25 protein-coding genes and 2 pseudogenes are annotated in these 21,699 nt (G+C 64.8%); 15 read left to right on the forward strand and 12 right to left on the reverse strand.

Annotated features, from left to right (window positions below; translation table 11 throughout):
• Window positions 1-82 precede the first annotated feature (82 nt).
• The 7 genes and pseudogenes from rfbC to MYCSM_RS05175 all read right to left on the reverse strand — a co-directional run bounded on the left by rfbC (window position 83) and on the right by MYCSM_RS05175 (window position 6,774).
• The gene (gene rfbC, locus MYCSM_RS05150; RefSeq protein WP_015305079.1) at window positions 83-715 is read right to left on the reverse strand and encodes a dTDP-4-dehydrorhamnose 3,5-epimerase; all 633 of its coding nucleotides are present in this window, start codon (window positions 713-715) and stop codon (window positions 83-85) included.
• On the reverse strand, window positions 712-1,698 hold the full coding sequence (rfbB, locus tag MYCSM_RS05155; RefSeq protein ID WP_015305080.1) for a dTDP-glucose 4,6-dehydratase: 987 nt from the start codon (window positions 1,696-1,698) through the stop codon (window positions 712-714). The genes rfbC and rfbB overlap by 4 nt, the downstream gene beginning before the upstream one ends.
• A 9-nt stretch (window positions 1,699-1,707) precedes the next feature.
• Window positions 1,708-1,809, reverse strand: a pseudogene (locus tag MYCSM_RS37725) (class I SAM-dependent methyltransferase); the annotation flags it as partial.
• A gap of 33 nt (window positions 1,810-1,842) precedes the next feature.
• On the reverse strand, window positions 1,843-2,694 hold the full coding sequence (locus MYCSM_RS05160; RefSeq protein WP_015305081.1) for an LLM class F420-dependent oxidoreductase: 852 nt from the start codon (window positions 2,692-2,694) through the stop codon (window positions 1,843-1,845).
• Window positions 2,695-2,708: 14 nt separating this feature from the next.
• The gene (locus tag MYCSM_RS05165) at window positions 2,709-3,548 is read right to left on the reverse strand and encodes an LLM class F420-dependent oxidoreductase (RefSeq protein ID WP_015305082.1); all 840 of its coding nucleotides are present in this window, start codon (window positions 3,546-3,548) and stop codon (window positions 2,709-2,711) included.
• Between the two features lie 29 nt (window positions 3,549-3,577).
• On the reverse strand, window positions 3,578-5,059 hold the full coding sequence (locus MYCSM_RS05170) for an ATP-binding protein (protein WP_015305083.1): 1,482 nt from the start codon (window positions 5,057-5,059) through the stop codon (window positions 3,578-3,580).
• A 14-nt stretch (window positions 5,060-5,073) separates the two neighbouring features.
• A complete protein-coding gene (locus MYCSM_RS05175; protein WP_015305084.1) occupies window positions 5,074-6,774 on the reverse strand; it encodes an FAD-dependent oxidoreductase in 1,701 nt (566 codons plus the stop codon).
• 259 nt (window positions 6,775-7,033) lie between these two features.
• On the opposite strand from MYCSM_RS05175, the gene infA reads away from it, so the two are divergent.
• The 8 genes from infA to truA all read left to right on the forward strand — a co-directional run bounded on the left by infA (window position 7,034) and on the right by truA (window position 11,673).
• Window positions 7,034-7,255, forward strand: a complete 222-nt coding sequence (gene infA / locus MYCSM_RS05180; RefSeq protein ID WP_003418601.1) for a translation initiation factor IF-1 — start codon at window positions 7,034-7,036, stop codon at window positions 7,253-7,255.
• Window positions 7,256-7,285: 30 nt separating this feature from the next.
• Window positions 7,286-7,399, forward strand: coding sequence for a 50S ribosomal protein L36 (gene rpmJ / locus MYCSM_RS35740; RefSeq protein WP_003879483.1), 114 nt, complete (start codon window positions 7,286-7,288; stop codon window positions 7,397-7,399).
• Between the two features lie 212 nt (window positions 7,400-7,611).
• Window positions 7,612-7,986, forward strand: coding sequence for a 30S ribosomal protein S13 (gene rpsM / locus MYCSM_RS05185; protein ID WP_015305085.1), 375 nt, complete (start codon window positions 7,612-7,614; stop codon window positions 7,984-7,986).
• A gap of 4 nt (window positions 7,987-7,990) precedes the next feature.
• Window positions 7,991-8,407: a 30S ribosomal protein S11 gene (gene rpsK, locus MYCSM_RS05190; RefSeq protein WP_015305086.1), complete on the forward strand. Its 417-nt coding sequence runs from the start codon at window positions 7,991-7,993 to the stop codon at window positions 8,405-8,407.
• A gap of 14 nt (window positions 8,408-8,421) precedes the next feature.
• Entirely contained in the window at window positions 8,422-9,027 is a 606-nt protein-coding gene (gene rpsD, locus MYCSM_RS05195) for a 30S ribosomal protein S4 (protein ID WP_015305087.1), read from the forward strand.
• A 78-nt stretch (window positions 9,028-9,105) separates the two neighbouring features.
• Window positions 9,106-10,158 carry a DNA-directed RNA polymerase subunit alpha gene (locus MYCSM_RS05200; RefSeq protein ID WP_015305088.1) on the forward strand — a complete coding sequence of 351 codons (1,053 nt, stop codon included), beginning with the start codon at window positions 9,106-9,108 and terminating at the stop codon, window positions 10,156-10,158.
• A 56-nt stretch (window positions 10,159-10,214) separates the two neighbouring features.
• Window positions 10,215-10,796 carry a 50S ribosomal protein L17 gene (gene rplQ / locus MYCSM_RS05205; RefSeq protein WP_015305089.1) on the forward strand — a complete coding sequence of 194 codons (582 nt, stop codon included), beginning with the start codon at window positions 10,215-10,217 and terminating at the stop codon, window positions 10,794-10,796.
• A gap of 7 nt (window positions 10,797-10,803) precedes the next feature.
• A complete protein-coding gene (gene truA / locus MYCSM_RS05210; protein ID WP_015305090.1) occupies window positions 10,804-11,673 on the forward strand; it encodes a tRNA pseudouridine(38-40) synthase TruA in 870 nt (289 codons plus the stop codon).
• Here truA and MYCSM_RS05215 read toward each other — a convergent pair.
• The 5 genes and pseudogenes from MYCSM_RS05215 to MYCSM_RS35745 form a co-directional block, all read right to left on the reverse strand.
• The gene (locus tag MYCSM_RS05215; RefSeq protein WP_015305091.1) at window positions 11,670-12,362 is read right to left on the reverse strand and encodes a cutinase family protein; all 693 of its coding nucleotides are present in this window, start codon (window positions 12,360-12,362) and stop codon (window positions 11,670-11,672) included. The genes truA and MYCSM_RS05215 overlap by 4 nt on opposite strands.
• 52 nt (window positions 12,363-12,414) lie before the next feature.
• The gene (locus MYCSM_RS05220; RefSeq protein WP_085976599.1) at window positions 12,415-12,990 is read right to left on the reverse strand and encodes a cutinase family protein; all 576 of its coding nucleotides are present in this window, start codon (window positions 12,988-12,990) and stop codon (window positions 12,415-12,417) included.
• Window positions 12,991-13,107: 117 nt separating this feature from the next.
• On the reverse strand, window positions 13,108-13,776 hold the full coding sequence (locus MYCSM_RS05225) for a cutinase family protein (RefSeq protein WP_015305093.1): 669 nt from the start codon (window positions 13,774-13,776) through the stop codon (window positions 13,108-13,110).
• A gap of 15 nt (window positions 13,777-13,791) precedes the next feature.
• Window positions 13,792-14,463: pseudogene (locus MYCSM_RS05230) on the reverse strand (EamA family transporter); the annotation flags it as partial.
• Between the two features lie 348 nt (window positions 14,464-14,811).
• On the reverse strand, window positions 14,812-15,009 hold the full coding sequence (locus tag MYCSM_RS35745; protein ID WP_083906383.1) for an excalibur calcium-binding domain-containing protein: 198 nt from the start codon (window positions 15,007-15,009) through the stop codon (window positions 14,812-14,814).
• Window positions 15,010-15,274: 265 nt separating this feature from the next.
• Between MYCSM_RS35745 and MYCSM_RS05235 the strand changes: the two genes are divergently transcribed.
• The 7 genes from MYCSM_RS05235 to MYCSM_RS05265 all read left to right on the forward strand — a co-directional run bounded on the left by MYCSM_RS05235 (window position 15,275) and on the right by MYCSM_RS05265 (window position 21,674).
• On the forward strand, window positions 15,275-16,540 hold the full coding sequence (locus MYCSM_RS05235; RefSeq protein ID WP_015305094.1) for a helix-turn-helix domain-containing protein: 1,266 nt from the start codon (window positions 15,275-15,277) through the stop codon (window positions 16,538-16,540).
• A gap of 100 nt (window positions 16,541-16,640) precedes the next feature.
• Window positions 16,641-18,164, forward strand: coding sequence for an aldehyde dehydrogenase (gene adh, locus MYCSM_RS05240; RefSeq protein ID WP_015305095.1), 1,524 nt, complete (start codon window positions 16,641-16,643; stop codon window positions 18,162-18,164).
• An 85-nt stretch (window positions 18,165-18,249) separates the two neighbouring features.
• A complete protein-coding gene (adhP, locus tag MYCSM_RS05245) occupies window positions 18,250-19,311 on the forward strand; it encodes an alcohol dehydrogenase AdhP (protein ID WP_015305096.1) in 1,062 nt (353 codons plus the stop codon).
• Between the two features lie 142 nt (window positions 19,312-19,453).
• Window positions 19,454-19,924, forward strand: a complete 471-nt coding sequence (locus MYCSM_RS05250; protein ID WP_198345001.1) for an allene oxide cyclase barrel-like domain-containing protein — start codon at window positions 19,454-19,456, stop codon at window positions 19,922-19,924.
• A 173-nt stretch (window positions 19,925-20,097) separates the two neighbouring features.
• Complete coding sequence (rplM, locus tag MYCSM_RS05255) at window positions 20,098-20,541, forward strand: 50S ribosomal protein L13 (RefSeq protein WP_015305098.1); 444 nt, start codon at window positions 20,098-20,100, stop codon at window positions 20,539-20,541.
• Window positions 20,538-21,017 (forward strand): 30S ribosomal protein S9, encoded by a 480-nt coding sequence (gene rpsI, locus MYCSM_RS05260; protein WP_015305099.1) that lies wholly within the window; start codon window positions 20,538-20,540, stop codon window positions 21,015-21,017. Before rplM ends, rpsI begins: the two co-directional genes overlap by 4 nt.
• Before the next feature lie 228 nt (window positions 21,018-21,245).
• Complete coding sequence (locus MYCSM_RS05265) at window positions 21,246-21,674, forward strand: hypothetical protein (protein WP_015305100.1); 429 nt, start codon at window positions 21,246-21,248, stop codon at window positions 21,672-21,674.
• The last annotated feature ends 25 nt before the right edge of the window (window positions 21,675-21,699 follow it).

A 21,699-nucleotide genomic window follows, 5' to 3' on the forward strand; every position in this document is an offset into this window, starting at 1 on the left:
GCCCGAATGGCTGAATACTAGGACATCCTAGTATTGCCGGGGCAGCGGGCGCAAGGGGTCCCAAAAGGCACCGCGAGACTGCTTACAGATCGCGAATATGGTCCGGATCGTGAGCTGTCCGCAGTTTCGCGACAAAGGCGAGCGTCTCGTCCCAGGTCGGCAGCAGACCCGAGGCTTGCACCTGAGCGAGCGTCGGGGCTTCGCGGTCCCGGTCGGACAGGATCGGCTCGCCGTTGACCGACGGCCAGGCGATATCCAGCGCCGGGTCGAGCGCGTTGATCGTATGCTCACGACCCGGGGCATAGCCGGCCGAGCACAAGTACATGACCGTCGAGTCGTCATCGAGCGCCAGGAAGGCGTGGCCCAACCCCTCGGAGATGTAGACGGTGCGGCGGTCGCGCGCGTCCAGCAGCACGGCATCCCATTTGCCGAACGTCGGTGAGCCGACCCGAATGTCGACGACCACGTCGAACACCGACCCATACATACACGTGACGTACTTGGCCTGACTCGGCGGCAGCTGCGCGAAGTGCACGCCACGCAGTACACCGGCAGAGGACACCGAGCAGTTGGCCTGATGCAGATCGAGCTTGTGTCCGGCGAATTCGGTGAACGCCGAATCGATGAACCATTCGAAGAACAGGCCACGCGAGTCCGTATGAATTTTTGGGGTGATCTCCCATGCGCCGGGGATAGCCAGTTCGCGGACCGTCACTGGCCGCGCTCCTCGTAGCCGGCCTCGACCGCGTCTTTCAATGGGCGCCACCAGGATTCGTTGTCGCGATACCACTCGATGGTGTCGCGCAGTCCGTCTTCGAAGTCAATGTGCTTGGGTCCCCAGCCCAGCTCGTCGTACAACACCGACGGATCGATCGCATACCGCAGGTCGTGACCGGCACGGTCGGTGACGTGATCGAAGTCCTCGGGATCGCGACCCATCAGCTGCAGAATGCTGCGCATCACCGATAGATTGTCCCGTTCCCCCTCTGCGCCAATGAGATACGTGCGGCCGATCTGACCCTCGCTGAGGATGCTCCACACCGCGCTGTTGTGGTCCTCGACGTGGATCCAGTCGCGAACGTTCGAGCCGTTGCCGTAGAGCTTGGGCCGGCGCCCGGAAAGCACGTTGGTGATCTGACGGGGGATGAACTTCTCCACGTGTTGGTACGGGCCGTAGTTGTTGGAGCAGTTCGAGATTGTCGCGGCCACGCCGTAGGACCGGACCCACGCGCGCACCAGTAGGTCGGCGCCCGCCTTGGTCGACGAGTATGGGCTCGACGGGTTGTACGGCGTCGACTCGGTGAACCGTTGCGCGGAGCCCAGTTCGAGGTCGCCGTACACCTCGTCGGTCGAAACGTGATGCAGCCGAACCCCGTGGCGACGCACAGCCTCCAACACCGTGAAGGTGCCGACGACGTTGGTGTGAACGAATGGCTCGGGGTCGAATAGTGCGTTGTCGACGTGAGTTTCCGCTGCGAAATGCACGACGGCGTCGGCCTCGGCGACCAGCTTGGTCACTAACTCTGCGTCGGTGATGTTGCCCTGCACCAGCCGGATGTCGTGCTCAACCGGGGCCAGCGACTCGCGGCTGCCCGCATAGGTCAGCGCGTCGAGCACCGTCACCTCATGCTCGGGGACCGCACTGTGCACGAAGTTGGCGCCGATGAAACCCGCGCCACCGGTGACCAGCAACCGCATGCCCAAACCCTAGCGGGTTGGTGTGCACACCACGGCCAACGCGTCGTTTTGCGCGTCGACGCCGCCGCGGCCGATCCGTTCTGCCAGTCGCGACCGCAGCTCATTCCGACGCCGGTCGGTGTGTGCCGGCGGACGGTCGGGCATTCAGCCCTTCAGCCCGAGCGGTCCCGCAAGCTCGGTCAGCGTCGGCAATAGCTTGTCCCGCCCGCCGAGCACCTGAATCAACACCGAATCAGCACCCGCATTCAAATGCTCGTTGAGCCGCTTGGCGATGTCATCGGCGCTGCCATGCGCAACCACTGCGTCAATCAACTTGTCGCTGCCGGGCTTCGCGATGTCCTCATCGGTGAAACCGAGCCGCTTCCAGTTGTTCAGGTAATTGCTCAGATTCAGATAGAAGTCGACGGTCTCGCGGCCGATCGCACGGGCTTCGTCGGCTGCGTCTTCTGAAGTCGTCAGCACCACCTTGTGCTCGGGCGCCAAATACACGGTGGGGCCGATCCATTCGCGCGCCTGCGCGGTGTGCTCCGGCGTCGTCAGATACGGGTGTGCGCCGGCACTGCGCTTCGCGGCCAGCTCGTGCACCTTCTTGCCGAGCGCAGCCACCACGCGGCGGCTCGTCGGCACCTTCCTGGCGTCAAGCACATCGAGGTACTCGACCAGCGCGTCGTACGGTTTGCGGTACTCCTGCGTGTGCTCCGGATGCCCGACACCGACGCCGAGCAGGAAGCGGCCGGGGAATGCTTTCTCGATGCGGTGATACGAGTCGGCGACCTCGCTGGCGTCCGCCGTCCAGATGTTGACGATGCCCGTCGCCACTTGAAGCGTGTCTGTCGCGTCCAGGATCGGCTCGACGAATTCCAGGTCTGCCCCGGGCGATCCGCCGACCCACAACGAGCCGTATCCGAGCTTCTCGATTTCGGCTGCTTGCTCTGGCCCTGGTGATCCAAAGGTCCATACCCCTACGCGGCCAAGGTCAGGCTTGAGTTCACTCATGTTCGTCCCTTCGTTCACTGCAGGCCGAGCGGCCCGGCGAGTTCGGCAAGCGCGGGCACCAACTTCTCGGGTGACGTCAGCACCTGCACCGGCACGTGATCGGCGCCCGCATCGAGGTGCTCCTTCAGTCGCGCCACGATGGCGTCGACCGTGCCGTAGGCGACGACGGCGTCCACCAGACGGTCACTACCCGGTTTTGCGACCTCTTCATCACTGAACCCGAGACGTTTCCAGCTGTTGAGGTAATTCGTCAGGTTGAGGTAAATCTCCAATGCTTTGCGACCGACAGCCCGCGCCTTTTCCGCATCGGTGGTCAGCACCACCTTGTGCTCGGGGGCGATGAACGCGTCGGGGCCGAGCAGCTCGCGCGCTTGCGCGGTGTGCTCGGGCGTCGTCAGATACGGATGTGGTCCTGCGGCGCGATCCGCCGACAGCTTCAAAACCTTGGGGCCCAGTGCCGCGACCACCCGCCGGTTCTTCGGCACGCCGTATTCGTCGAGCTTGTCGAGGTACTCCGTCAAAGCATCGACCGGCTTGCGGAATTCCTGATTCGCCTCCGGGTGGCCGACGCCGATGCCCAGCAAGAAGCGACCGGGATAGGCCTTGTCGATCCGGTGGAACGATTCGGCGACGGGGCCGGCGTCGGCGGTCCAGATGTTGACGATGCCCGTGGCGACCTGCAGGGTGGTGGTCTTCTCCAGGATGGGTTCGACCCACTCCAGCTCGGCAGGCGGCGAACCGCCGACCCATACGGCGCCATAGCCCAGCGCCTCTATCTCTTTGGCTTGGTCAGGAGTTACTCCACGACCAAAGGATCCGAATCGGCCGAGGTTGGGTTTGGCATCGTCAGTCATGGTTCGGTCAACCCCGACCCGGGCCGCGCCTATTCCAGTCCGGCCGGAAGCTCTGTCGGCGTCGGCAGCTCAGGGGCGGGCGCCTGCAGCGGCAACACCACGATGAACTTCGTCTCGCCGGGCCGCGATTCCACTCGCAGGTTGCCGTGATGCTTCTCGACGACGATCCGCCACGCCAGATCGAGGCCGAGGCCGGTGCCCTCGCCGAACGGCTTGGTGGTGAAGAACGGCGTGAAAATCCGATCGATGATCTCATCCGGGATGCCGGGGCCGTCGTCGCAGATCTCGACGCGAATCATGTCGTCGGTTTCGCGCTTGGTTCGCAAGGTGAGTGTGCCGTGGCCGTCCATCGCCTGGATCGCGTTGTCGATGATGTTGGTCCAGACTTGATTGAGATCGCCTGGGTAGCAAAGCAATTGGGGCAGCGACTTGTCCATGTCCTTGACGATCTTGACAGGGCCGTCCTTGCCGACCTTTTCGCCGAACATCATCACCGTGCTCCACAACAGCTCGTGCACGTCGGCGGACTGGTATGGCGCCCGGTCCATTTGCGAGTACTGCTTGGTGCCTGCCAGCAGCGCCGAAATGCGCTTGCTCGCTTCGGCGATCCGGTTCACCGACAGTTCGGTGTCGATCGTGTACTTCAGCCAACCGATCGCGCTCTGCAGCGTGGCCGAACAGTCGACGTCGTCGATCGACGCTTCAACGCGTTCCAGCCAGTCGATGTCCAGACCGGCTTCCACGAACGTTGGTGCGTAGTCCCAGCCGCTGGCGATGCCGTGGTCCTCGAGCCAGTCGCCGATCTCATCTTCGCGGTCCGACGTCTCAAGCGGGCTGAGGTCATTCGACTTGGACTTGGCCACCTGTTCGGCCACCTCGTCCTGAATGGACACCAGAACGCGCAATGCCTCCGGGGTGAACTTCCCGCTGGAGAGCATCGACAGCTTGTGGCGCATCTTGCCGACGTTCTCGCGAAGATTGGATACGTCCCGCGATATCGCCGCGGCCGGGTTGTTGAGCTGGTGCGTCAGCCCCGCCGTGATGGTGCCCAGCGCCAGCAGCTTCTCGCGTTGTCCGATGATCTGGCGCTGCCGCAACCCGCCGACCATGTGCCCTTCGAGCAGATGTACCGCCATCGGGAACTGCGTCTTCATGAACGTGGCGAACGCCTCGGCGTCCAGCACGAACAGCCGAGACGGCTGGGTGACTCGCACCGACGCCTCGTAGAGGTGCTCCTCGGCGGGAACGTACGCCGACCACGCGCCGAAGTAGACGCCCCGCTGCGACGTTCGGCCCGTCACGATGTCCATGCCGGCCGACCGCTTGGACATCACCACTTCGCCGTCGAGCAGCACGTAAAAGCAGGTGGCCGGCTCGCCTTCGACGACGACGGGCCCCGGCTCAAAAGCCTGGATATGGCCGTTGTCGCACAGCATCTGCAGCTGTTCGTCGGTCAAAGCCTCGAACAGGAACAGCGTCCGCAGCTCGGTAGGCAGGCATTTCTCGCCCATTTCGGTTCTCTTTCCTACGCGTCCGCCAGGTAGCGGTGGACCAACATCACTGCCATCGACCCTTCGCCGACGGCTGCTGCCACCCGTTTCGCGGATTCGGCACGCACATCCCCTGCAACAAACACACCGGGCACACTTGTTTCCAAATGGTGCGGCGGACGGTCAAGCGTCCAACCGGCGACGTCCTTGAGATCGGGGCCGGACAGGATGAAACCGTGGTCGTCCTTGGCCACCACATCAAGCCAAGCGGTGCGCGGCTCGGCGCCGATGAAGCAGCACAGCCGGTCGGCGTTCACCGTCTCCTTCTCACCGCTCTGCTTGTTGAGCAGCACCAGCCCCGTGAGGTGGTTGTCCTCGCCGAGCGTGTCGACGACCTCGGTACACACCCGGACGTTGATGTTGTCGTTCTTCTCGATCTGCTGGATCAAGTAGTAGGACATCGACGCCTCGAGTGACGGCCCTCGCACAAGCAGGGTCACCGATTTCGCCGTCTTCGACATGAACATCGCGGCCTGGCCTGCCGAGTTCGCGCCGCCGACGATGTACACGTCCTCGCCCGCGCATTCAGTGGAGTCCGACACCGATGCGCCGTAGTACACGCCGCGGCCGATGTAGTTGCAGGCGCCGTCGTCGGGGTCGTCCCAACACCCGGGGACGCCCTGCAGCTGGCGGTAGGAAACGCCGGTGGCGAGGATGACCGCCTGCGCAGCGATGGTGCTGCCGTCGGCGAATTCGATCGTGCGCGCCGTGCCGCTGTCACCGGCGTGCAGCTTGACGGCCTTACGGGTGGTGATGACCTCCGCGCCGAAGCGCTCGGCCTGGCGGCGTGCCGACGTGGTCAGCTCGGCGCCAGAAACGCCCATCTCGAAGCCGAGATAGTTCTCGATCCTCGAGCTGCGACCGGCCTGTCCACCCGTCGTGGTCTCCTCGATCAGCACGGTCTTCAGGCCCTCCGAGGCGCCGTACACCGCGGCAGCGAGGCCGGCCGGTCCGCCACCGATGACCGCGAGTTCGTACATCTCCAGCGACGGGGTGGTGGACAGCCCGAGCATGCCGGCCAGGTCTTCATCGGTCGGCTCGACCAACGTCTCGCCCTGTTCGGTGATGACGACTGGCAGCTGGAAGCCGTCCAGGCCCGCCGCGTCCAGCAGTTGCTTGCCCTTGGGCTCGTCGGCCGTGAAAGAACGGAACGAGTGCTGGTTGCGGGCCAGGAACTGGCGCACCTGCCACGACCGTTCGTTCCAGCGGTGCCCGATCACCTTGGTGTGCGGGATCGCGCGGTCGCCGGTGGCGTGCCACGCCTCGAGCAGCCCGTCGACCACCGGGTACAACTTCTCTTCGGGCGGGTCCCAGGGCTTGAGCAGGTAGTGGTCCAGGTCGACGACGTTGATCGCGTCGATCGCGGCGTGGGTGTCGGCATACGCCGTCAACAGCACCCGGCGCGCGAGGGGGTAAATGTCCATTGCCTCTTCGAGGAACTCGATGCCGCTCATCTGCGGCATCCGGTAGTCGGCGACGAACACGGCGACGGTGTCACCACGCAACTTGAGTTCGTTGAGGGTTTCCAGGGCATCGGGGCCCGACTCGGCCCGGACGATGCGGTAGCGGTCGCCGTAGTGGCGCCGCAGGTCGCGCGCGACGGCGCGGGACACCGCGGGGTCGTCGTCGACAGTCAGTATTACGGGTTTTCGGGGAGCAGAGACCGGTGCAGTCATCGGTTATCAGTATGCTCCCGTCGTCCAGCGGTTATTGGGCCACCTTGGATGCGATTACCTGGTACTTCGGCGATTTTGGGGCACGCCGCCGAGCAGGTAGTATGGACCAACGGTGCGGCTTCCGCGCCGGCTCTTGCGTGCTCTCTGCGATCGGAATTGCTGGAATTTCTGGCTACAGGTCCACGTTTTGTAGTCGGTCGAAAAGCTGCGCCAGCAAGGCGCCAACGATCTACAGGACACGGAGGATCTCCGAAAGATAATGGCCAAGAAAGACGGTGCCATCGAGGTCGAGGGCCGCGTGGTCGAGCCCCTGCCCAATGCGATGTTCCGCATTGAGCTGGAGAACGGACACAAGGTGCTTGCCCACATCAGCGGCAAGATGCGGCAGCACTACATCCGCATCCTGCCCGAGGACCGCGTCGTGGTGGAGTTGTCTCCCTACGACCTGTCCCGGGGCCGCATCGTTTATCGGTACAAGTAAGACGACACAGAGAACAGGATCGACCGAGCCGTGAAGGTGAACCCGAGCGTAAAGCCCATCTGCGACAAGTGCAGGGTGATCCGTCGGCATGGGCGGGTCATGGTGATCTGCTCAGATCCGCGCCACAAGCAGAGACAAGGCTGAGTCGGCGATGAGCGCTGGCGCGAAGATCAGATAGTCGCGTTTCCGCTCGACCCAACCCGCCCTCCTCGGATCGCGACCGACAACTTAATGACGAAATCCCAGTACCACTGAGCGGATTGGCCGCTCACCACGTCCGGCACGGAGGCCGGACCCCATCAGATGAGGGAACGGACTGGGACCAGACCTCCGCATAGAAGAAGGAACACCGCCTGATGGCACGCCTCGTGGGCGTCGATCTCCCGCGCGATAAGCGCATGGAGATCGCCCTGACCTACATCTACGGCATCGGCCGTACCCGCTCCCAGGAGATCCTGGAAGCCACCGGCATCGACCGGAACCTGCGCACCAAGGACCTGACCGACGATCAGGTCACCCAGCTGCGCGACTACATCGAAGGCAACCTCAAGGTCGAGGGCGACCTGCGCCGTGAGGTCCAGGCCGACATTCGCCGCAAGATCGAGATCGGCTGCTACCAGGGCCTGCGGCACCGCCGCGGCCTGCCGGTGCGCGGCCAGCGGACCAAGACCAATGCGCGCACCCGCAAGGGCCCGAAGCGCACCATCGCCGGCAAGAAGAAGGCCAGGTAAGTAGATGCCACCAGCAAAAAAGGGTGCCGCTGCTCCTAAGAAGGGGCAGAAGACCCGCCGCAGGGAAAAGAAGAACGTCCCGCACGGCGCCGCGCACATCAAGAGCACGTTCAACAACACGATCGTTTCGATCACCGACCCGCAGGGCAACGTCATCGCCTGGGCGTCGTCGGGTCACGTCGGCTTCAAGGGTTCGCGCAAGTCGACCCCGTTCGCCGCGCAGCTGGCCGCCGAGAACGCCGCCCGCAAGGCGCAGGAGCACGGCGTGAAGAAGGTCGACGTGTTCGTGAAGGGCCCGGGTTCGGGCCGTGAGACCGCCATCCGGTCGCTGCAGGCCGCCGGCCTCGAGGTCGGCGCCATTTCCGACGTCACGCCGCAGCCGCACAACGGCTGCCGTCCGCCCAAGCGGCGCCGGGTCTAGAAGGAGACAGACTTATGGCTCGTTACACCGGACCTGCCACCCGCAAGTCGCGTCGCCTCGGCGTCGACCTGGTCGGTGGCGATCAGTCGTTCGAGAAGCGTCCCTACCCGCCCGGTCAGCATGGCCGCGCCCGGGTCAAGGAAAGCGAATACCGTCAGCAGCTGCAGGAGAAGCAGAAGGCTCGCTTCACCTACGGCGTGATGGAAAAGCAGTTCCGCAAGTACTACGAAGAGGCCGTGCGCCGTCCCGGCAAGACGGGTGAGGAACTGCTGCAGATCCTTGAAAGCCGGTTGGACAACGTGATCTACCGTTCCGGCCTGGCCCGGACCCGCCGGATGGCGCGTCAGCTGGTCAGCCACGGTCACTTCACCGTCAACGGCGTGAAGGTCAACATCCCCAGCTACCGGGTGTCGCAGTACGACATCATCGACATCAAGGACAAGTCGCTCAACACGCTGCCTTTCGAGGTGGCGCGCGAGACCGCTGGCGACCGTCCGATCCCGGGTTGGTTGCAGGTTGTTGGCGAGCGCCAGCGCGTGCTGGTGCACCAGCTGCCCGAGCGCGCGCAGATCGACGTGCCGCTCACCGAGCAGCTGATCGTCGAGTTCTACTCGAAGTAACGACTTCTGCCGCGGCAACCGTCGCGGGAGAAACCCAACGGCATCAAATAGCGGGTGCCGAGGAGGAGAAGAAGAAAAATGCTGATTTCTCAGCGACCCACACTGTCCGAAGAAGTCAAGTCGGAGAACCGGTCCCAGTTCGTCATTGAGCCGCTGGAGCCCGGATTCGGTTACACGCTTGGCAATTCGCTTCGGCGCACGCTGCTGTCGTCCATCCCGGGCGCGGCGGTCACCAGCATCCGCATCGACGGTGTGCTGCACGAGTTCACCACTGTCCCAGGTGTGAAGGAAGACGTCACCGACATCATCCTGAACCTCAAGGGTCTGGTCGTGTCGTCCGAAGAGGACGAGCCGGTCACCATGTACCTGCGCAAGCAGGGCCCGGGTGAGGTCACCGCGGGGGACATCGTCCCGCCTGCCGGTGTGACAGTGCACAACCCGGAGATGCACATAGCGACGCTGAACGACAAGGGCAAACTCGAGGTCGAGCTCGTCGTCGAGCGCGGCCGTGGCTACGTGCCTGCCGTGCAGAACAAGGCGTCCGGCGCCGAAATCGGCCGTATCCCAGTCGATTCCATCTACTCGCCGGTGCTCAAGGTCACCTACAAGGTGGAGGCCACCCGTGTCGAGCAGCGTACCGACTTCGACAAGCTGATTCTCGACGTCGAGACCAAGAATTCGATCACCGCTCGCGACGCGCTCGCGTCGGCGGGCAAGACGCTGGTCGAATTGTTCGGTCTGGCACGCGAACTCAACGTCGAGGCCGAGGGCATCGAGATCGGGCCGTCGCCGGCCGAGGCCGACCACATCGCCAGCTTCGCGCTGCCGATCGACGACCTCGACCTCACGGTGCGGTCCTACAACTGCCTCAAGCGCGAGGGTGTGCACACGGTGGGCGAGCTCGTCGCCCGCACGGAGTCCGATCTGCTGGACATCCGCAACTTCGGCCAGAAGTCCATCGATGAGGTGAAGATCAAGCTGCACCAGTTGGGTCTGTCGCTCAAGGACAGCCCGGCCACGTTTGATCCGTCCGAGGTCGCCGGTTACGACGTTGCCACCGGCACCTGGAACAGCGACGCCGGCTACGACCTGGACGACAACCAGGACTACGCCGAAACCGAACAGCTCTAGAGAAAACCCGTCCCGGTCCTACCTGATACGGGGACCGGCCCCAATTAGGAGTAGCAATGCCCAAGCCCACCAAGGGTCCTCGCCTCGGCGGGTCGTCCTCACACCAGAAGGCGCTGTTGGCCAACCTGGCCACGTCGCTCTTCGAGCACGGCCGGATCAAGACGACCGAGCCCAAGGCTCGGGCGTTGCGCCCCTATGCGGAGAAGCTCATCACCCACGCCAAGAAGGGTGCGCTGCACAATCGGCGCGAGGTGATGAAGAAGATCCGCGACAAGGACGTGGTCCACGCGCTGTTCGCCGAGATCGCACCGTTCTACGCCGACCGCGAGGGCGGCTACACCCGCATCATCAAGGTGGAGGCACGCAAGGGCGACAACGCCCCGATGGCCGTCATCGAGTTGGTGCGCGAGAAGACGGTGACTTCGGAGGCCAACCGTGCCCGCCGTGCAGCGGGCTCGAAGAAGGCAGCACCTGCGAAGGCGGTGGCGGCCGACGAGGTTGTCGCCGATGCTCCCGCCGAGGAAACCGTTGACGAGGTCAAGGCGGAAGACGCTGCCATCGAGGACGCTCAGACCGCCGAGGCGGCCGAAGAGGTTGCCGAAGCTGAAGCCGAGGACAAGGCCGACGACGCCAAGTAGTGAAGCTGTGAACGAACCCGCCATCGATTCCGGTGGCGGGTTTGTTCGTCTTCGGCTCGATATCGCTTACGACGGAACCGAATTCGCTGGATGGGCGGTTCAGGCCGGCCAGCGGACCGTGGCCGGTGTTCTCGACGAGGCGCTATCGACGGTGTTCCGGGTACCGGTGGTCCTGCGCGCGGCTGGCCGCACCGACGCAGGTGTGCATGCGACGGGTCAGGTCGCTCACGTTGACGTGCCCGCCGATGCGTTAGTGCATGGCTACCCCCGCACCAGCCGCGAGGGCGACAGTGAGTTCTTGCCGCTCGTGCGACGGCTCGGGCGGTTCTTGCCTGCAGATGTACGTGTCGTCGACATAGACCGTGCCGCAGCGGGTTTCGACGCTCGGTTCTCGGCGTTGCGTCGCCATTACGTCTATCGGATCTCGACCGCGCCGTACGGCGTTGAGCCGCAGGAGGCGCGCTTCGTGACGGCATGGCCGAGGCCGCTCGACGTCGACGCGATGTCGGCCGCGTCCCGAAACCTGGTGGGGCTGCACAACTTCGCCGCGTTCTGCCGTCACCGTGAGGGCGCCACGACGATTCGCGATCTGCAGCGGCTGGACTGGTCCCGCGACGGCGACCGCGTCACCGCATACGTCAGCGCAGACGCGTTCTGCTGGTCGATGGTGCGGTCATTGGTCGGTGCCCTGCTGGCGGTCGGCGAACATCGACGCGAACCTGGTTGGTGCGCAGGGCTGTTGACGTCGACCCAGAGATCAAGCGATTTCGCCGGAGCGCCCCCGCAGGGCCTGACCCTCGTCGGCGTCGACTACCCTCCCGACGACCAACTCGAGGCGCGCACGAAGGTCACGCGCGAACTCCGGGTGGTCGACTAGATCCGGCCAGCGACGAAGTCGGCGGCCTGATTCGCCATGCCGGCGCTGATGTAGGCGCTGGCGAGGTGGGCAGGCCAGTTGTCTTGCCACGTGTCGGGGTCGGCAGGGTTGCAGATCGGGTCGGCGCCGTGGCACAACTCGATGGTCCGCTCGCTGTAGAGGGGGTTGAAGTTCGTGATCGGCCCTACCCACGCGGATCCGTTGCCGAACAGCGCGACCGCAGCGATGTGGGTATCCGCGCCGTCCGGCAACGGGTTCTTGAAGCCGAAGAAGTTGAACGGCAACGCAAGGACGACGTCGGTGACGGCCGCGCCCAGCGAGTAGCCGCCCAGCACCAAGCGGGTATCGGGGCAGTTGTTCATCATCGACTGGATGTGTGCGCTCATGTCGTTGGCGCCGACGTCGATCTGATTGTCGGCGGGATACTGCACCGCGTAGACGCCGATGTTCTTGTTCGTCTTCGAACGCAGCGCGCTGATGAACGCGTTTCCGAGGACACCGACACCCGGCGACTCGAGTCGGCCGCGGGCGAAGACGACCTCGACCGCCGGGCAGGCGGCAGACGCCGACGGGACGGCACCCGGCACCGGCACTGCGGTCGATGCGATCAGCCCGGCAGCGGCCAGAACCACTGCAGCGGCAACGAATGCGATTCGACGGGTCCACCGAGCGTCAAGATCAATCCCCACTTGGGCGATCCTAACGGAATGCTGTGAGCGTAGCCGTCAATTTGTTGCAGCCCTAGAGCAGGCCCGCGGCGAAACCGGCCGCCTGGCTGGTCGGCCCGCCCACATAGGAGCGGTGGGAAGCCAAGCTCTCACCGTTGGTCTGGCAGATCGGGTCACCGCCGTTGCACAAGTCGATGGACCTGCCACCCCACACCGGGCTGACCGTGAGGGGCAGGCCAAGTTTGGCGGACGGATTGCCGAATACCGCGATGGCCGCGACATGGTCGGGCACGTTGGGCGGTAGCGGGTTGTTGAAGCCGATGACGGGGATCGGCACCGCGCTGATGACGTCGATCACGGCGGCGCCCTGCGAGTAACCGCCCAGCACCAGCCTGGTGTTGGGGCAGTTGTCTGCCATGAACTGGATGTGGCCGCTGGCGTCATTGGCCCCGTCGGCCGCGGCCAGGAAGTCGAAACTCGCGGGGTAGTTCACCGCATATGCGCCGACGGACCTACCGGCGACCTTGCTGCGCAAGGAGTCGACGAACGCGCCGCCGACATTCCCAAGGCCTGGGGCGTCATTGGTGCCGCGGGCGAAGACCACCTCGATGTCGGGACAGTCGTCGGCCGATGCGACGCCGATTGGCATTGGCGACACCGCTGGTGCGATGAGGGCGGCGGAAGCACTCAGAACGGCAGCCGCCGACGCGGTGATCGAGTGGCGAATTCGATTCGAAGGCACACCGAATTTTAGCGGCTAGGCAGGCTAAATTATGCGCGCGACATAGTTGGCGGCCTGATCTGTCAGGCCTGCGCTCACATAATCGCTGTGAGCGAACGGATTGCGGCCACGCGAGCAGATCGGATCGCCGTCCTTGCACAAGTCGATCGCCCGGCCTCCGAACACGGAGCTCGTGATCGGATTGCTGAACTTCGTCGCAGGGTTGCCGAACACCGCGACGGCGGCGACATTCTGGACCAGGTTGCTCGCAAGTGGGGGTGCCGAACCGATCTCGCCGATCTTGTTACCAAGCGGCGGAATGCCGGCCAGCATGTCGACGACCGCGGCGCCTTGCGAATATCCGCCGAGCACCAGCTTCGTCGACGGGCAGGAGGCAGCCATGGTCGCGATGCGGGTGGCCGCGTCATTGGCGCCGTCTGCTGCGGCGAGGAAGTCGTAGCTCGCGGGGTAGTTGACGGCGTAGGTGGTGAGGGTGCGACCGCCCACCAACCCTCGCAGCGTGTCAGCGAATGCCTGGCCGGGGTTTCCGAGGCCGGGTGCGTCGTTGGTGCCGCGGGCGAAGATGACCTCGATGTCGGGGCATGGATCCGCGGCCGCTGACGGGGCGACGGCGAGGGGAGTGGCCGCGCAAACCACGGCCGCGGTGATTGCGGCCAGCCGGCCTGACATCTTGAGCAAAGTCACGCGGGTCATCTTCACATATCTAGATCAGCTGCGGCGAACCGTTTCGTTACACGGCAGACTTTCCGCCAGCGTCAATTCGGCCAGCTTCTCGGTCCGGTCTCCCTGCCGAGCCAGTGCCAGCCCGACGAGGACGACGGCGCCGCCGATCGCCTGCGTCAGCGTCACTGCCTCGCCCAGCAAAACCCAGGCGGCCAGCACGGCGAACATCACCTCGGAGAGGCCGACGAGTGACGCGAACCGCGGCTGCAACCGAGCGATGCCCATGATGCCGAGGGTGTAGGCGATCGCGGTCGGAATCAGCGCCAGGGCGATGACGGGCACCAGCCACGACGTCGTCCACCCCGCGACGACGGCCTCGTTGGTGGTGAACGTCAGCGGCATCACCCCGGTGGCACCGAGCGCCGCGACCGCCGCCGCGCCGACAACAAGCCCTGCGGTCGCCAGCGTGATCGGGTCCAGGCCGTCCCCGTCGGTTGCGACCGAGGAGGACATCAGGAAGTAGCAAGCGGCGCACACGGCGGCGGCCAGCGCCCAGCTCACACCGACAAGGTTGATATGAGCGCCCGCAAAGACATTGAGTACCAACATGATTCCGGCGATTGCCAGTGCGACACCGGTCAATGTCAAGCCGCTCGGCTTGCGACGAGTGCTGGCCCAGACCCAACCGACCACCAGGATCGGGGCGGTGTACTCGAGCCAACGGGACCGCACAGTTCTGTCTTCGTTTGCACATGCAACAGGGCGCTGCCGAAACAGCCGCGGTCAACGACGGCTCGTACCCGACGAATTAGCGTTGTGCCAGCGGGCGTGCTGCGTCCGAGGGGGATCAGATGGGTGAATCGTTTATCGATTACCCCGATCGGCTGCTGAGAGGGGCAATTGGCGCAACGGCCGGGCTCGCCGTGATTGTCGGTGCCCATCTTTTCCAACCGGGGACCATGCGGGATGAGGTCACCGAGGTTTCCAATATGGGGACTTCGAGCCGAAGCCCACCGCATCTTTGGCCGACGTGCCTAGGAGCCGAGCGTCCTCCGCTGCGCGGACTCAGCACTCGCAGGCAACCCCGTCGCCATCGCGGTCCAGCTTCGGCAAATACCAGGGAGAATCCTGGGTGATGTTGCAGACGCCGTCTGCCTTGGCTTGGCTGCAGTTGCTATATGGACCTGATGCCGATGCAATTGGAGCTAACCCGATTGCAGCCGCAGCGACGAGGAACAGGGCAGAACCGAAAGTACGAAACATCTTCACTCCGTTGTGATATTGAAGTGTGGGGGACGGTCCAGAACAACTCGGGAGTCCGTCACAGGCGAAGCTATGTTGATTCTTTCCGCAACGAATCAGGTGTTTCCCTATGTTTGCTATCGCCGGATTCTGCCCTAAGGTCGTGCGGACGCAGAAATAGCAGCCCTCATGCAGAAAACGGCGCGGGAAAGGCCATTAGGCCCTGCCCCGGACCGGCGAGACTGGGTTATGGTGGCGGCCACGCATGCGAGGAGCGTGATTGCCGGTGGGTTTGTCAAAGACTTCGGGCGGCCGGGCAGCAGCCCGGCTGTCGTCCTCGTCGCTGCGCGCTGTCCATGAGCTCTTCGTCTCTGGCCAGGTCGATCTCGATTCCACGCCGTTGCGTCGTGTGGTCGCCGAGAGCTGGCGGCGCAGTCTGGCCACCGGGGTCGATCCCGACTTCGGCGGCGCACGACCTGCCGCTGAAATCGCACTGGAACGCATGCGCGCGTCACATCCGCTCGCACCAGCTCTTCCCGTCATCCGCCGCCTGCTTGTCGAAGACGCCACCGACGCCGGCGTCGTCGTCGCCGTGACCGCGGCCGACGGCACATTGCTATGGGTCGAGGGCGACCTGAAAGCCTGCCGCAAGGCTGAGCGGATGAATTTCGTGCCCGGCGCCGACTGGAGTGAGCGCGGCGCAGGCACCAACGCGCCGGGCACCGCACTCGCCCTCGACGCCGAACTTCAGATCCGCGGCACCGAGCACTTCTCACGCGTCGTCCAGCAGTGGAGCTGCACCGCGGTGCCGGTGCACGACCCCGCTACCGGCGTGCTCATCGGCGCGATCGACCTCACCGGCGGTACCCAGGTCGCCTCGGCGCAGACCCTGGCCTTGGTCCGCGCGACCGCCGTCGCGGTCGAAAACCACCTCGCCCTGCTGCGGCTCAACCAGCCCAAAGCCGAGCCGACGACCACACGCCTGACCGTGCTCGGCGCCGATCGCCCGCGCTGGCACACCGAACTCGACACCAGCGCGCTGACCGGTCGGCACGCCGACATCCTGGTCCTGCTCGCTCGCCACCCCGAGGGCCTGAGCGCTGATCACCTCGCGATGCTGCTCGACGACAAGGACCTCGACGTGGTGACGATCCGAGCCGAGATGTCGCGGCTGCGCCGCGTGATCGGCGCTGGATACATCGACTCCCGGCCGTACCGGTTGCTCAAGCCGATCACCAGCGACTACGACGACGTGCGCGAGGCACTCCACGTCGGCGACGTCGACCACGTACTGACGCATTACACCGGAGAACTGCTACCGCAGTCGGTATCGCCAGGTATTGCGCGGCTTCGTACCGAGCTCAGCGCGAGTGTGCGCGGCGCCGTCCTGGCGTCGGGAAACCTTGCGCTGCTTCGTCGTTGGCTCGATCTGCCTGAGGGGCGCGACGACCGCGATTGCTGGCGGGTGTTGTACAACCACTCGGCGCCAGGCTCGATCGTGCGCGCGCAGGCGCGCGGTCACCTCGCCGGGCTGGATCTAGACCTGGCCTAGCTGGCCGACGGTTGCAACGTCGTGCAACCGTGCTGCAACGGTGCGAAACCTACCTTCAGTGACGTCCGACACATATTCGTCGCGAAGCTAGGAGAAGCCCATGACCGTGTACGCCCGACCGGGTACCGAACGCTCGGTGATGTCGTTCAAGTCCCGGTACGAGAACTACATCGGCGGGCAGTGGGTAGCGCCCACCGCTGGCCGGTACTTCGAGAACGCCAGCCCGGTCAACGGTTTGCCGTTCTGCGAGATCCCCCGCTCCGATGAGGCCGACATCGAGAAGGCGCTCGATGCCGCCCACGCCGCCGCGCCGGCCTGGGGCAAAACGACGGCAGCCGAACGGGCGGTGATCCTCAACAAGATCGCCGACCGCATCCAGGAGAACCTCGAATCGATCGCCGTCGCCGAGTCATGGGACAACGGCAAGCCAGTACGTGAGACGCTGAACGCCGATATCCCGTTAGCCATCGACCATTTCCGGTACTTCGCCGGTGCCATCCGCGCGCAGGAGGGGTCGCTGTCGCAGATCGACGACGAAACCGTCGCCTACCACTTCCACGAACCCCTTGGCGTCGTCGGCCAGATCATCCCGTGGAACTTTCCTATCCTGATGGCCACCTGGAAGCTGGCGCCGGCGATCGCGGCGGGAAATGCCGTGGTGCTCAAGCCAGCTGAGCAGACGCCGGCCTCGATCCTGTACTTGTTCGAACTGATCGGTGATCTGCTGCCGCCCGGCGTGGTGAACATCGTCAACGGGTTCGGCCTCGAGGCGGGCAAGCCGCTTGCGTCGTCGAAGCGGATCTCCAAGATCGCGTTTACCGGTGAGACCACCACCGGTCGGCTGATCATGCAATACGCATCGCAGAACCTGATCCCCGTCACGCTGGAGCTGGGCGGCAAGAGCCCGAACATCTTCTTCAACGACGTTATGGCCCAGCACGACGACTACCAGGACAAGGCGCTCGAAGGGTTCACCATGTTCGCCCTCAACCAGGGCGAGGTCTGCACATGTCCGTCCCGCAGCCTGATTCAGGCCGACATCTTCGATGAGTTCCTTGAACTGGCCGCGATCCGCACGAAGGCGGTCCGGCAGGGTGACCCGCTGGACACCGAGACGATGATCGGCGCGCAGGCATCGGAGGACCAGATGGAAAAGATCCTGTCCTACATCGACATCGGCAAGAGGGACGGCGCAAAGCTCGTCACCGGCGGCCACCGCGCCGAACTCGGCGGCGATCTGGGCGGCGGATATTACGTCACCCCAACGGTTTTCACCGGAACCAACGATATGCGCATCTTCCAGGAGGAGATCTTCGGCCCGGTGGTGGCGGTGACGTCGTTCACCGACTACGACGACGCGATCAACATCGCCAATGACACGCTCTACGGCCTTGGTGCAGGGGTGTGGAGCCGCGACGGCAACGTCGCCTACCGAGCGGGCCGCGACATCAAGGCCGGCCGGGTGTGGACCAACTGCTACCACGCATATCCCGCGCACGCTGCGTTCGGCGGCTACAAGCAGTCGGGCATCGGCCGTGAGACCCACAAGATGATGCTCGACCACTACCAGCAGACCAAGAACCTGCTCGTCTCCTACAGCAACAAGGCCCAAGGCTTCTTCTGACAAGCGCTTGCGCGAGGAAACAAGTACCTGAGAGCCGGGACCAAAGACCCTTCAACAAAACCACTTTCACGATTGGAATGATGAAATGACCCAAACCCTTGGCGCTCACACAGCGTCCGACGTCACCGAGAGCATGCGCGCAGCCGTCGTCACCGAATTCGGCGGACCCCTACAGGTCGAAGACCTCGACCTGCCAACGCCGGGCTACGGCGAGGCATTGGTCAAACTCGAGACCTCCGGTGTGTGCCACACCGATCTCCATGCCGCGCACGGAGATTGGCCCGTCAAGCCGCGACCGCCGTTCATCCCCGGCCATGAGGGCTACGGCACCGTCGTGGCAGTCGGCGAGGGCGTCGACGACCTCGAGGTCGGCGACAAGGTTGGCAACGCCTGGCTGTGGTCGGCGTGCGGCACGTGCGAGTACTGCCGCACCGGCTGGGAAACCCTCTGCGAGAGCCAGAAAAACGGCGGCTACAGCGTCAACGGCAGTTTCGGCAGCTACATGTTGGTGAACACCGCCTACGCGGCACGCATCCCCGAGAACGCAGACCCGCTCGAGGTCGCCCCGATCCTGTGCGCGGGCGTCACCGTCTACAAGGGCCTCAGGGTGACCGACGCTCGGCCCGGACAATGGGTGGCCATCTCCGGCATCGGCGGACTCGGCCACGTCGCGGTGCAGTACGCCCGCGCGATGGGACTGCGCGTCGTCGCGATCGATGTTGATGACTCCAAACTTGCCTTGGCCACCCGACTTGGCGCGGAGGTCGTCGTCAACGCCCGCACCTCCGACGTCGTCGCCGAAGTGCAGAAGGCCACGGGTGGTGTGCACGGGGTGCTCGTCACAGCGGTGCACCCACAGGCGTTCGGCGAGGCGATCGGGCTGGCGCGGCGTGGCGGCACGATCGTGTTCAACGGCCTTCCGCCGGGCGACTTTCCGGCGCCCATCTTCGACATCGTGCTCAAAGGTCTGACGATCCGCGGTTCGATCGTCGGCACCCGCCAGGACATGGCCGAGGCGCTGGACTTCTACGCCCGTGGCCTGATCCATCCGACGGTGCAAAGCGCGCGCCTGGACGACATCAATGAGGTGTTCGGCCGAATGGAACGCGGCCAAATCGACGGGCGTGTCGTCATCGACTACCGGTAGTCATCGGCGCGGCCTAGTTGACATCGCAACCAGAGCCCCCGCTTCGCGGGTTAAAACCCGCCTAGTCGTCGCCACGACGGGTTAGTTTCAGCTAACCATTCGTGGCGACATAGGGGGCTCTGGGATGTACAAACATGCGATATTGACAGCTGCGGCAATCCTCGCTCTGCCGACACTCTGCCTGACCGCGCCCACCGCATCGGCCGACACTACGCTGGTCCTTTTCGAGCACGACGTTTTCCAGTACCAGGCAGACCTGGGCGCTCACGGACCTGGTCCTGGTGACCAATTCATCTTCGCCGGCGATGTCTTCGACCGTCCGGGGGGCACCTTCCTCGGCACGGCAAGCGGTACATGCGCCACGCTGACAGGGAATGCCACGTCCGGCCAGACGGCGTGCAACACCACGTTCGACCTCGCCGGTGGCCGGATCGTCATCCAGGGCGCGGGCGATACGGCGGCGATGATGGTCCGCGGCGAAACCGTTCCGCTCAACGTCATCGGCGGCACCGGGATCTATCAGAACGCACACGGCACCGGGACAGTTCAGGTGCCCCCGGAGGTTCCGAACCAGACGGATGCGAACTTCGTCCTGAACCTGGCCGGCGGATAGCCTCCGCGTACGCGTTTTGACCTGCGCGGACGCCCGCAGGTAAGCTGCACCGTTGGCGTGCGGTATGCACGGGCCTCGGGTCACTGTCGGTCGCCGAGGACCACCCTGCCGTCGACGCCTGACCGGCACCCGGGTCAGACCGGGATCCAACCCGAGAAGAGAAGGTAGACGCTGTGCCTACATACACGCCGAAGGCGGGTGACACCACGCGTTCGTGGTACGTCATCGACGCCACCGACGTGGTGCTCGGCCGGCTCGCCGTCGCGGCTGCAACTCTGCTGCGCGGCAAGCACAAGCCGACATTCACGCCCAATGTCGACGGTGGCGACTTCGTCATCGTCATCAACGCAGACAAGGTCGCCATCAGCGGCGACAAGCTCCAGAACAAGTACGCCTACCGCCACTCGGGTTATCCCGGCGGTCTGCGCAAGCGGGCGCTCGGTGACGAGATGCAGAAGCATGCCGACCGGGTCGTCGAGAGGGCGATCCTCGGGATGATTCCGCATACCAAGCTCGGCCGTCAGATCCAGAAGAAGTTGAAGGTCTACGTCGGGCCGGAGCATCCGCACACGGCGCAGCAGCCGATTCCGTACGAGATCAAGCAGGTGGCCCAGTGACCGAGACCGTTGAGCAGACCGACGACAACGTTGAAACCACCGATGCCGTGGTCGAGACCGAGGCGGCCCCACGCGAGCCCGTCGTGATCGACCGTCCCATCCAGACCGTCGGCCGCCGCAAGGAGGCCGTGGTGCGGGTGCGCCTGGTGCCCGGCACCGGCCAGTTCCACCTGGACGGTCGCACCCTGGAGGCCTACTTCCCGAACAAGGTGCACCAGCAGCTGATCAAGGCTCCGCTGGTGACCGTAGACCGGCTGGAGAGCTTCGACATCTACGCCCACCTCGATGGCGGCGGCCCGTCCGGTCAGGCCGGCGCGCTGCGCCTGGCCATCGCCCGGGCGCTGATTCTGGTGCAGCCGGAGGACCGGCCCGCACTGAAGAAGGCCGGCTTCCTGACCCGCGACCCGCGGGCTATCGAGCGCAAGAAGTACGGGCTCAAGAAGGCCCGCAAGGCGCCTCAGTACAGCAAGCGCTGATCGATCTGTCGGAACGCCGGGTGTGCGATATGCACGCCCGGCGTTTTGCTTTGTTCCTGGGAATCCGTCACATCCGGTTTGAGATCCCGAGTCATCGGGGAGCCCTACACGTCGGAAGCGCGGGCGCCACAGGCGTTCGGCAGACCGAATCTGTCGCCGATACGGGTCACTCAGCCAGCTCGTTGGGGGATCGGGCCGTCGCTTCCTGACTGAAAGGAAAGAATACTGATGCAGAACTTTGCAAAGCGTGCGTCGATTGGCGCTGTTGTGGGTGGAGCACTGCTGGGCGCAGGTGGCTTTGGCCTCGCGCACGCAGCCCCGCCGGCCGAGTCAGTCGTCAACGACGGCAAGGTCAACGTCACTGTGACAGCGGGCGGCCAGCAGGTCGGCGTGCTTCAGGACGTGTCGCTGACGAGCGCGGAAGCACTCGTCGCGTCGGCGTGCCCGAACGCCGGGATCACCGCGGAGGCGCTGCAGGCGCTCGACGTCAGCGGCACGCCGGTGCCCGGCACCTGTGCTGGTAATGACGGCGGCGTGACCTTTACGTTCGCCCAAAACGGCCCTGGTAATTCGGAGAACGCCCCGGGTCAGAACCGCACCACCACCACGCCGTCGAGCGCGACCAGCGCGCCGACGACGACTACCACCTCGCGGTAGCCCTCGGTAAGCGACCTCACCGCCC

It is taken from the genome of Mycobacterium sp. JS623, from assembly GCF_000328565.1.
In the GTDB taxonomy this organism is placed as follows: Bacteria; Actinomycetota; Actinomycetes; order Mycobacteriales; family Mycobacteriaceae; genus Mycobacterium.

Excerpts from the sequence above, each read along its gene's own strand:
- rfbB (WP_015305080.1), bottom strand. The coding sequence starts at position 1,698 with ATGCGGTTGCTGGTCACCGGTGGCGCGGGTTTCATCGGCGCCAACTTC.
- MYCSM_RS35745 (WP_083906383.1), bottom strand. The coding sequence starts at position 15,009 with ATGTTTCGTACTTTCGGTTCTGCCCTGTTCCTCGTCGCTGCGGCTGCA.
- MYCSM_RS05265 (WP_015305100.1), top strand. The coding sequence starts at position 21,246 with ATGCAGAACTTTGCAAAGCGTGCGTCGATTGGCGCTGTTGTGGGTGGA.
- infA (WP_003418601.1), top strand. The coding sequence starts at position 7,034 with ATGGCCAAGAAAGACGGTGCCATCGAGGTCGAGGGCCGCGTGGTCGAG.
- MYCSM_RS05160 (WP_015305081.1), bottom strand. The coding sequence starts at position 2,694 with ATGAGTGAACTCAAGCCTGACCTTGGCCGCGTAGGGGTATGGACCTTT.
- adhP (WP_015305096.1), top strand. The coding sequence starts at position 18,250 with ATGACCCAAACCCTTGGCGCTCACACAGCGTCCGACGTCACCGAGAGC.
- MYCSM_RS05220 (WP_085976599.1), bottom strand. The coding sequence starts at position 12,990 with ATGCCAATCGGCGTCGCATCGGCCGACGACTGTCCCGACATCGAGGTG.
- rplQ (WP_015305089.1), top strand. The coding sequence starts at position 10,215 with ATGCCCAAGCCCACCAAGGGTCCTCGCCTCGGCGGGTCGTCCTCACAC.
- MYCSM_RS05175 (WP_015305084.1), bottom strand. The coding sequence starts at position 6,774 with ATGACTGCACCGGTCTCTGCTCCCCGAAAACCCGTAATACTGACTGTC.
- rpsM (WP_015305085.1), top strand. The coding sequence starts at position 7,612 with ATGGCACGCCTCGTGGGCGTCGATCTCCCGCGCGATAAGCGCATGGAG.
- rpsD (WP_015305087.1), top strand. The coding sequence starts at position 8,422 with ATGGCTCGTTACACCGGACCTGCCACCCGCAAGTCGCGTCGCCTCGGC.
- MYCSM_RS05200 (WP_015305088.1), top strand. The coding sequence starts at position 9,106 with ATGCTGATTTCTCAGCGACCCACACTGTCCGAAGAAGTCAAGTCGGAG.
- adh (WP_015305095.1), top strand. The coding sequence starts at position 16,641 with ATGACCGTGTACGCCCGACCGGGTACCGAACGCTCGGTGATGTCGTTC.
- MYCSM_RS05225 (WP_015305093.1), bottom strand. The coding sequence starts at position 13,776 with ATGACCCGCGTGACTTTGCTCAAGATGTCAGGCCGGCTGGCCGCAATC.
- MYCSM_RS05170 (WP_015305083.1), bottom strand. The coding sequence starts at position 5,059 with ATGGGCGAGAAATGCCTGCCTACCGAGCTGCGGACGCTGTTCCTGTTC.
- MYCSM_RS05165 (WP_015305082.1), bottom strand. The coding sequence starts at position 3,548 with ATGACTGACGATGCCAAACCCAACCTCGGCCGATTCGGATCCTTTGGT.
- rpsK (WP_015305086.1), top strand. The coding sequence starts at position 7,991 with ATGCCACCAGCAAAAAAGGGTGCCGCTGCTCCTAAGAAGGGGCAGAAG.